Source organism: Sunxiuqinia dokdonensis (assembly GCF_001270965.1).
Taxonomy (GTDB): domain Bacteria; phylum Bacteroidota; class Bacteroidia; order Bacteroidales; family Prolixibacteraceae; genus Sunxiuqinia; species Sunxiuqinia dokdonensis.
In genome coordinates this window covers 1-9,343 of the sequence record NZ_LGIA01000087.1, presented here as the reverse complement: position 1 = coordinate 9,343, position 9,343 = coordinate 1, and the positions used below count along the sequence as shown (strand labels likewise).

Annotated in this window: 10 protein-coding genes; 4 read left to right on the top strand and 6 right to left on the bottom strand. The window is 46.3% G+C overall.

The genetic code is table 11. The features are described from left to right. From NC99_RS07025 to NC99_RS07015, 3 genes are all read right to left on the bottom strand, one after another. Positions 1–673: glycosyltransferase family 2 protein (locus NC99_RS07025; protein WP_053181473.1), on the bottom strand; the 673-nt coding region annotated here is incomplete at its 3' end. Continuing rightward, positions 666–1,754 carry an Ldh family oxidoreductase gene (locus tag NC99_RS07020; protein WP_053181471.1) on the bottom strand — a complete coding sequence of 363 codons (1,089 nt, stop codon included), beginning with the start codon at positions 1,752–1,754 and terminating at the stop codon, positions 666–668. The genes NC99_RS07020 and NC99_RS07025, both read right to left, overlap by 8 nt. 90 nt (positions 1,755–1,844) lie before the next feature. Next, positions 1,845–2,606 (bottom strand): SDR family NAD(P)-dependent oxidoreductase, encoded by a 762-nt coding sequence (locus tag NC99_RS07015; protein WP_053181469.1) that lies wholly within the window; start codon positions 2,604–2,606, stop codon positions 1,845–1,847. A 107-nt stretch (positions 2,607–2,713) separates the two neighbouring features. On the opposite strand from NC99_RS07015, the gene NC99_RS07010 reads away from it, so the two are divergent. The 4 genes from NC99_RS07010 (at position 2,714) to NC99_RS06995 (ending at position 6,886) form a co-directional block, all read left to right on the top strand. Beyond that, positions 2,714–3,754, top strand: a complete 1,041-nt coding sequence (locus tag NC99_RS07010; protein WP_053181467.1) for an AIR synthase-related protein — start codon at positions 2,714–2,716, stop codon at positions 3,752–3,754. After that, on the top strand, positions 3,751–4,473 hold the full coding sequence (ubiE, locus tag NC99_RS07005; RefSeq protein WP_053181466.1) for a bifunctional demethylmenaquinone methyltransferase/2-methoxy-6-polyprenyl-1,4-benzoquinol methylase UbiE: 723 nt from the start codon (positions 3,751–3,753) through the stop codon (positions 4,471–4,473). The genes NC99_RS07010 and ubiE overlap by 4 nt, the downstream gene beginning before the upstream one ends. A gap of 84 nt (positions 4,474–4,557) precedes the next feature. Beyond that, positions 4,558–5,331, top strand: coding sequence for a type IX secretion/gliding motility protein PorT/SprT (gene porT / locus NC99_RS07000; RefSeq protein WP_053181464.1), 774 nt, complete (start codon positions 4,558–4,560; stop codon positions 5,329–5,331). A 1-nt stretch (position 5,332) separates the two neighbouring features. After that, positions 5,333–6,886, top strand: coding sequence for an NAD(P)/FAD-dependent oxidoreductase (locus NC99_RS06995; protein WP_053181462.1), 1,554 nt, complete (start codon positions 5,333–5,335; stop codon positions 6,884–6,886). A gap of 12 nt (positions 6,887–6,898) precedes the next feature. On the opposite strand, the gene NC99_RS06990 is transcribed toward NC99_RS06995, so the two are convergent. The 3 genes from NC99_RS06990 to NC99_RS06980 all read right to left on the bottom strand — a co-directional run bounded on the left by NC99_RS06990 (position 6,899) and on the right by NC99_RS06980 (position 9,129). After that, positions 6,899–7,462, bottom strand: a complete 564-nt coding sequence (locus tag NC99_RS06990; protein WP_053181475.1) for a DUF4256 domain-containing protein — start codon at positions 7,460–7,462, stop codon at positions 6,899–6,901. An 84-nt stretch (positions 7,463–7,546) separates the two neighbouring features. Beyond that, positions 7,547–7,894, bottom strand: coding sequence for a hypothetical protein (locus NC99_RS06985; protein WP_053181460.1), 348 nt, complete (start codon positions 7,892–7,894; stop codon positions 7,547–7,549). Between the two features lie 341 nt (positions 7,895–8,235). After that, entirely contained in the window at positions 8,236–9,129 is an 894-nt protein-coding gene (locus NC99_RS06980) for a hypothetical protein (protein WP_053181443.1), read from the bottom strand. Positions 9,130–9,343 lie beyond the last annotated feature (214 nt).

Here is a 9,343-nt window from a genome sequence, read left to right as displayed (position 1 = left end):
AATATTTGATTGGGTTGGTGTATTTTAATTGTTTCCACGGGCGACTGCTGTGTGGTTTGTGGATCACCGGCAGGGTGGTAACCAGGTAGTTTTTAAAGCCAAGCAATTTCGATTTCCGTGAAATAAAAACGTCGTACCAATGCTTTTCGCTCGACAGTTCGGTGAATGAAAAGCCTTTCAGCAAGTCGGTTGAAAGCAGGGTGCAGCAAAAACTCAAGCTATGGGAGGTGTCTGCGATTGGCTGCTTTTCATTTTTGAAATTCAGGTACGGAAAGTTGATTTGCCCTGATTCGTCGGTGGTTACAGCACCCAGCATGCCGCAAACAGTCAGGCTTTGGCTCAGCTCGTGCATCTTGTCCAGGGTATCTTTTTTTATGATGACATCCGACTCCACGATCACTAGCGGAACATTTAATTCCAGCGCCCGCTTTTGAGCCATCTGAAGCACCAGGTTGTAATTGGGCGACGGTGTTTGGGTAACATCTTCGAGATTGACCAGCTCGTAGCCAAACCTTGCCTTTTTTTCTTCCAGAATGGTTTTGGTTTCCGGCGAACTAAAATCGTTGTAAATCACGTGCAGGTGATCGCCATCTGCCTGATGGATCGCCTGAATGGTTTGCAGGGTGGTTTCAATGGAGTCTTTAACCGGGGTAATAACCAGTGTTTTAGGCATTTTGTTTGGCGTTAAAAGTTAATTCAAATTTTGAAGCCAGGTTTTCCAGGTCTTCAACAACTGCTTGCTGTACCGGAACACCGTTGGCCAGTCGCTCACGGGTCAGCATCCGCTCGGGGTCGCCCGGAATCAGTACCTGATCGCCGGCGTTGACTGGTTCCGCCTGACGAAATGTTCGAATCCAGTTGTCCATGTGTTCTTTAAATTCATTGGCTGGGCGGAAAGCGTCAATTCGAAAAGCTCCGAAAAAATGGCCAATCCCATCGCCCACCGGGTCGGTTGGTGGTTCCAGAAAAGCGACAAACGGCGGAACCCAGGGGCCGTAGTTGGCACCCGATAAAACCGACGAAAAAATATCGACCATGGCACCCAAACAATAGCCTTTGTGGCTGCCGTGTTCGCGGTCGCCACCCAACGGAAGCATCGCGCCTCCTTTTTTCAGGGCGAAGGCATCGGTCGTGGGCTGGCCGTCTTTGTCCTGTGCCCAGCCCAGCGGCGCATCTTCTCCCTTTCGTTGCAGCACCTCCAGCTTGCCATTGGCAACGGTGGTGGTAGCCATATCCATCACAAAAGGGGGTTCATCCTTAGCGGGAATCGCCACAGCAATGGGGTTGGTTCCTAAAAACCGGCTTTTTGAAAAGGTTGGCGAAACCAGCGGACTCGCATTGGTCATCGACAGGCCAATCATGTCTTCTTCCAAAGCCATCATGGCATGGAAACCTGCTATTCCGTAGTGGTTCGAGTTTTTTACCGCGACCCAGCCACTGCCCACCTGCCGGGCTTTGTCCATAGCCAAACGCATGGCTTTGGGGCCGGCAACCAAGCCCAGTGCCAGGTCGGCATCGAGTACGGCAGTTGATGGCGTTTCATGAACCACCCGCATGTTGGGTCGTGCGTTCAGTCGTTTTTTTTCCCACAAGCGCACATAGCCACTCAGGCGGGCCACGCCATGCGAATCCACACCACGCAGGTCAGCCTGGTTGAGACAGTCAGCCGCCAGCAAGGCTTCTTCGGCAGGGCATCCCATTTTTTCAAATACTTGTTGGGTGAATGCCTTTAAATAGGTAGAATCTATTATCATTTACGATTTAATCATTTACGATTGACGATTTTCCAATGACCAATAACCAATGGCTAATAACCAATCTCGAATTACCAATAACCAACCCCTTTAATCTTTTCTGAAAATATCTCGGGCTGAGGCTTGTGCCGTTGGCATGATCAGCAGATCATCGATGTTGACATGCGCCGGCCTTGACAGCACAAAGTAAATACTTTCTGCAATGTCGCGGGCACTTAAGGGTGTAAAACCTTCATAAACTTTAGCCGCTTGCTCCTGGTCGCCCTTGAAACGAACCAGCGAAAACTCCGTTTCAATCGCCCCGGGGCTGATCGTCCCTACCTTGATGTTGTGCGGTGCCAACTCAATACGCATGGCTTTGCTGATGGCATTCACCGCATGTTTGGTGGCGCAATAGACCGAGCCATTGGGGTAGGTTTGAACGCCGGCAATGGACGAGATATTCAGAATATGTCCCTGCTGCCGGGCAATCATCCAGTTGGAAACTTCGCGGGTCATGTAAAGCAGGCCTTTGATGTTGGTGTCAATCATTGCCTCCCAGTCGTCCACATTGGCTTGGTTTACCGGATCGAGTCCGGCAGCCAGTCCGGCATTATTCACTAAAATATCCACCTTTTTCCAGTCTTCGGTAAGCGAAGCCAGTGCTTGGTCAACCTCCTTTTTTTGTTGAACATCGAAACACAAGGTCTTCACCTGGCAGTTTTCATTTTCCAATTCCTGCTGTATTTTTTCCAGCCGGTCTTGTCGCCTTCCGGTGATTATGAGGTTGAAATGATTCTCTGAAAGTATTTTAGCAGTTTCGAAACCAATTCCGGCTGTAGCTCCGGTTATTAAAGCAATTCTTTGTTTCATGGCATTTTGATGTTTGTTTCAGGGGAATTAAAATTCCCTTTTTTTTATGGAAAAATCAACTACTTGACTATTTTTGTTTCCATTATCGAAGTAAAGAAAGAAAAGTTATGGCTGAAATTGCTGAAAACCAAGAGGTGTTCTCCATTGATCAAATTGAAGAGCCCAAAGATATCAATGATATCGTTTTTAACCTGATGGTCAATCCAAACCTGGCTCCGGTTAATTATTTTAATCACTTTAGTGAAGAAGGATTTGATCTGGAAAGTGTTGCCAACGGAGAAACCGATGATTCAGGAATCTTTACAGCTGACAACGGGCAGATGATGGCTATGACCACGCATGCCTTTCATCATCATTTGGAAACCGATCCGAAGACGGCGATTGAAATTCTCATCAGCCGGGCAGCACGGCGTATGGCCTGCTATGGTGCCAAACCCGAAGCGGTGAGTGCGTTTCTGTATCACATCAACATTGCACATCCCAACGGACAGTTTATCGCGTCGGGAGCCAAAAAAGGCTTGGAAAATGCCTGCAAAAATTTTGGCGTCAAGATTTCGGACCGCAAAATCCGTTTCGACTACTTTAGCGGGCATGGCGCTGTTACGCCAACCATTATTGTGAGTTTGATGGGAAGCGTGGAAGACAAGAATAAAGTCATTACGCACAAACTGAAGAAAAAAGGCAATAATATTTTTGTAATTGGAAAATCATTCGATGATATCAATTCGTCGGAATACCTCGAATTCTACCACGAGATTTATGATTCGCCACTGCCGAAATTCGACATTGATATTGAAGTTCGCCTCCAGCAAACCATGAAGCAGTTGATTGAAAAGCAGCTGATTTCATCGGCCAGTCCGGTTGGCAAAGGTGGGCTTTTCTTTTCGTTGCTACGTGCCGGAATGCCCGCAGGATTGGGTTTTGATATTACTACCGACGCCGAAATCCGCCGCGATGCCTTTTTGTTTGGCGAGTCTATGGGACGTTTGATTGTGGGTGTTCCGCAGGAAAATGAAGATGACTTTGTCGATTTCATGCAAAGCACCAAACTGCCGTTTTTTACCCTCGGACACGTAACAAAGGGCGAAATCCGGATCGATGATGAATCGCTGGGTTATATTGATAAAATGATACCAAACGCTGAATGACAGTAGCTCCATATCAAAATTCTGATCAAAACAAAAAGCAGCAGGTCGAGCAGATGTTCGACAATATTGCACCAAAATATGATTTCCTGAATCACTTTTTAAGTTTGGGAATTGATAAGCTGTGGCGTAAAAAAGCCGTGCGCATTTTGGCGGCCGAAAAGCCAAAGCAGATTCTGGATGTGGCCACCGGAACTGGTGATTTTGCGATTGCTGCATCGAAATTGAATGCCGACGAAATTGTGGGTTTCGACCTATCGGAGCAAATGATCCGGGTGGGAGAGGAGAAAGTGAAAAAGCTGAGACTCGATTCGCTGATCCGATTTCAAAAAGGCGATTCTGAAAACATGCCATTCGAGGACGCTACGTTCGATGCCATTACAGTGGCCTTTGGCGTACGAAATTTTGAAACGCTGCAAAAAGGGCTGGATGAATTTCACCGGGTACTGCGAAACGGGGGAGTGGCCATCATTCTTGAGTTTTCGAAGCCCAAACATTTTCCGTTTAAGCAATTGTACCGGTTTTACTTTTTTCATATTCTGCCATTTATTGGCGGACTGGTTTCAAAAGATTCGTCGGCATACGCCTATTTGCCCGAGTCGGTCATGGCTTTTCCTGATGATCAGGACATGCTGAATATTCTGAGGGAAACCGGATTTTCGGAGGTGAGCCAAAAAAGACTCACTTTTGGTATTGCAACAATTTATATTGCCCGAAAATAATATGGCGTGATTTACGTATATTGACAAACAATAATTTTTGAAAACGACGGTTTTTGAATTAGTACTTAAAATTGATCGGAATCAGTGAAAAAGCTCATCATCATCATCATTCTTTTTTGTATTTCGGCAAGTGTTTTTGCTCAGCGCCAGCATGTGAAACACTTGACGACTTTCGATGATAAACCCTTGCACTTTGGATTTACGATTGCTGTGAATACGCTTGACTTCCGACTGGAACACTACCGGCCAATTGGTGAAAATCCTGACTTTGTTTACAAAGAGTGGGGTAACTTCGACGGACACGAAATCACAAAATTCGACACGGTGCAAGCCGATATTGCGCAGCAGGTTCCCGGACTGACCGTGGGCATTGTCACCAGCTTACGCTTGGGCGAGTATTTCAACCTTCGTTTTCTTCCCGGCTTGTCGTTTGGCGAACGGCGCCTGGTGTACAACGTGCCTGTTTACGATGTGAACAGCACGAGTGCCGAGCCATTGGAGTACTTTTCCATTAAAACAACTTACATTGATCTTCCGCTTCTGATTAAATACAAATCGAGCCGATTGAACAACCAACGGCCTTACTTGGTTGCCGGACCTGCTTTGCGGGTCGATATTTCCAAAACCGGGGTTGAAGATTTGGTCCGGGTAAAACGTGGCGGTTTGTACTTCGAAGCAGGCGTGGGTTGGGACAGCTACCTGCCTTTCTTTCGTCTGTCAACCGAGCTGAAAATGAGCCTTGGCCTGGGCAACATGCTGAATGATGGCCCCGATGGCGAAACCCAGCGGCAATATTATACCACCGCTTTGCAGAAGCTGACTTCAAATGTTTTTACCTTAAGTTTCCATTTCGAATAAGTTGAAAAAAGAACTCAATATATCGCTGACTCCTAAACAGGCGTCGGATGAGCAGTTTTATCGTCCGGTTATCGCTCAGAAATTAGGCGTTGACGAAACCGAACTGACCGCCATTGTGGTGCGCCGCAAATCGATTGATGCCCGGCAAAGGCAAATCCGCATCAACATGGGTGTGGCTGTTTATATTGGCCAACAGCCCGAAGTGGAATCCACCAGCTATCACTATCAGAATGTGGAGCACAAGCGTCCGGTGGGGATCGTTGGTGCCGGCCCGGCAGGTTTGTTTGCTGCCCTGCGTTTGATTGAGTTGGGCGTAAAACCCATTTTGTTTGAGCGCGGAAAAAACGTCAGCGACCGCAAACGCGACATTGCTCTGATCCATCGGGAGCACCTCATCAATCCCGATTCCAATTATGGTTTTGGCGAAGGTGGAGCAGGAACATTCTCCGATGGCAAGCTGTATACCCGCTCGAAAAAGCGGGGCAATGTGAAAAAGATTTTGGAGGTGCTGGTTCAGTTTGGCGCCGATCCTGAAATATTGATTGATGCGCATCCGCATGTGGGAACCGACAAATTGCCGCAAGTGATTCGTGGAATCCGCGAACAGATTTTGGCATCCGGGGGCGAAATTCATTTCAACAGCCGGGTCACTGAGCTGATGATTAAAGCAGGCGAGTGCAAAGGATTGACATTGTCTGATGGGAGCAAATTTGAGTTCGAGGCCCTGATTTTAGCTACCGGTCATTCGGCACGCGATATTTACGAAATGTTGTATCGCCAGGGTGTTAACCTCGAAGCCAAAACCTTCGCTATGGGTGTTCGTGTGGAGCATCCGCAGGCCCTGATCGATTCCATTCAGTATCACCAAGCACAGCGGGGGCCTTTTTTGCCGGCTGCCACCTACTCGTTTGTTGAGCAGGTGAACGATCGCGGCGTGTACTCCTTTTGTATGTGTCCGGGCGGATTCATTGTTCCGGCAGCAACAGCGCCCGGCGAAATGGTTGTCAATGGCATGTCGGCTTCGCGGCGCAATTCACCTTTTGCCAATTCGGGTTTGGTGGTTGAGGTACGGCCCGAAGATTTGCGCGAATTTCAGCAACATGGCGTGTTTGCCGGCCTGGAGTTTCAGCGGCAGATTGAAAAGCTTTGCTTCATGATTAATGGGAATACCCAATTGGCACCGGCCCAACGCCTGACCGATTTTGTGGCAGGAAAGAAGTCGGCTGACTTGCCGGAATCGTCCTATCGCCCGGGTTTGGTGACTGCGGCCCTGCACGACAAATTACCGAAGCGGATTGCCAGCCGCTTGCGCGGAGGGATTCAGCAAATCGATAAAAAGACAAAAGGCTTTCTGTCCAACGAAGCCATAGCCGTGGGGGTGGAGTCGCGCACTTCTTCGCCGCTTCGTATTCCGCGCAATGACCACGACCTGCAACATATTCGAATCAAAGGCTTGTATCCCTGTGGCGAAGGAGCGGGTTACGCCGGAGGTATTGCCTCATCAGCCATCGATGGGGAGCGTTGTGCCGAAGCCGTGGCTCAAAACATCCGTTGATCCATAGTCGGGTCAAACCCTCAGTAAACCACGGAAGCCCCTCGCGCCGTAATAGGAGTCGGCGCCGTTGTGATAAATAAACACCCGTCCGAAACGCCGGTCGCCAAAAATGGCACCCCCAAGCGAGCGGACATCATCAGGAGTTTTCAGCCAGCTCGATGTTTTGGTGTCGAACTCACCCAGCTGCTGAAGCTGTTGGTATTGTTCTTCAGTGAGCAAGTCAATGCCCATCTCATCGGCCAGCGAAAGCGCACTGTTCTTTGGCGGGTGCTTCTTCCGCGACTCCAAAGCTTCCTGATCGTAACAAAGGCTTCGGCGGCCTTTCGGACTTTCCGGAGAGCAGTCGCAAAAGATGTATTCGCCTGTCTTTTCGTCGCGCGAAATTACATCCGGTTCGCCCCCTGTTTCTTCCATTTCGTTGAGTGACCAGAGTTTGCCGGGCTGACTTTCGAGTTTGCTTTTAATGGCAGTCCATTCGAGATCGCGATGGCGATGACTGTTCTTCTCAAACCTTTTTTTCAGAATGTCAAACAGCTCATCGACACGTTCCTGTGGTAGTTTTGTTTGGTTGTTCATACGCTTTGTTTTTTTGATGCAGGTTTCTGAGTCCGCATGTGTCCGTACAAAACGAACCGGCCGACTCAAAATGTAGGGTTTGACTTAAAGCTTGTCGAAATGGCTGTTGCACCACGCTTCTCCCTGGGGACTCAACTTTAACTTTTTATCCAAATCGAAATAATAAAAGGTCACATCGTCGTTCACCCGTGTCAGGCCTTCGCCCTCTTCCAGGTCGTGGCGCTTGGGAGCCTCGGTTGCGATGATAAATCCGAGCTTGATCAAATTCTTTTTGGCGTATTGAATTTGGGACCCTTTAAACGATTTTAACCGATTATTTCCGTGCTGGTCTTCGCGGTCCAATACACGTTGCAGCGTCAACTCAATTGGTTTGCCCTCGTTGTATAAAATAGCCAGCAAGCTTGTCTCTGTTTGATTGAATGGCTGTTCCATGACTTTTAGATTGATCCGTTTTTAGAAAAAATGTACAGGGTCTCCTTCGTGCTCCTGTCATGTGTTTGATTGAGCAGAATGGGTTCAACAGAAATTGTTCCGTCTCAATAACCCACCAAAAAACCAACAGATTAGCCGATTAAAAGTTCAGAATTTGGATCTGGCCGCTAAACGCTTGTGACCTATTCCGAAAAGCAGACTTTCTTCCAACCTGATCTGTTCTGTAAAAATCAATAAAACCTTCGATAAGTGCTTAGCCACGTCCCCGGGGTGTAGTTCAATCGGGAACAATCGATGGGCGCTGCACGCCGCTCATGTTCCTATTTATTAGCAAACGTATTTTACTTATTATTTACAAAACCACCCAAAGAAACTTGTGGTCCAAACTCTTTGTGTGATTTCCAAATTGGAAATTTATTAAAATCCTTTTTTATTGTATCTGCATTATTTTGTCTGAGAAGTAATAATTCATTTTTAGAGTCATAAACCTCAAACTCTGATGCAAATTTGTCGAGAATGTCTTGGTATTTAACCATTCCAATCTCTTCTATTTGTTTAAATAACTTCTTGTACTTTTTTAGAATAATCACAAAGTCAACTCTTGGAAGAATTAATGGAATACTCTCACTCCATACAATAAAAGTGAATAAATCTTGAGTGTCTTTATTTTGGATTACAAAAGCATTCGGCACATAAATATCTTCCTTTATTTCTTTTTCAATTTTATCAATTAGTCTTGTGTAATTCCATAGTTTATCTGATTTTTCTTTCGCCATAAAATTGAGTCCCAATTCCTTAAATTGTTGTTTCGAAACGATGGAATTATGCAAAGTCCAATGTTCACAAAGTTCTTTGCCTGTCCATTTTATGGGTTTGTGTTTTGATTCGTCAAACTCCTGAAGGTTTAGGATGTACAAGTCCAATTTATCTACAACTTTATTTATCAAAGGAAATATTTCAAGTCCAAAATAGTCTGGTCGTAGAAAGTTGATTGAAGCATTAATATTTAAATATTCAAATTCGTCAAAATTGTCAAATAATTCAATGTCCTCTTGGTCTGTGTTTGGTTCATTGAAGTCAATAAGGAAATTGACTCCAGTTCGTTCATTTTCATAAACAATTTGACTGTCAATCTCACTGATCTTGAAGGGAATTGTATTCTTGAATTCCTCTATTACTTCGGCTTCGGATATTTTATTGTTCTTATTCTTATAAAAGTATAAATCGTAGCTCATTTGATAGTTTTGGTTTCGTCTTTAATATGTTTGCTAACGGTCACTTGTATGTGGTCGGGCGGGATTTCGAAGAGAAATCCTGTCAGACCCGCAGGAGAGTGGGCGCAAGGTCTGACTTGTCAGACCGCTAAAACCCCCGCCTGCCATATACAATTTATTAGGCAAAGTCCTGGATGGTTTCGGTAATGATTGCCGGAATCGTATCTTTTATTTC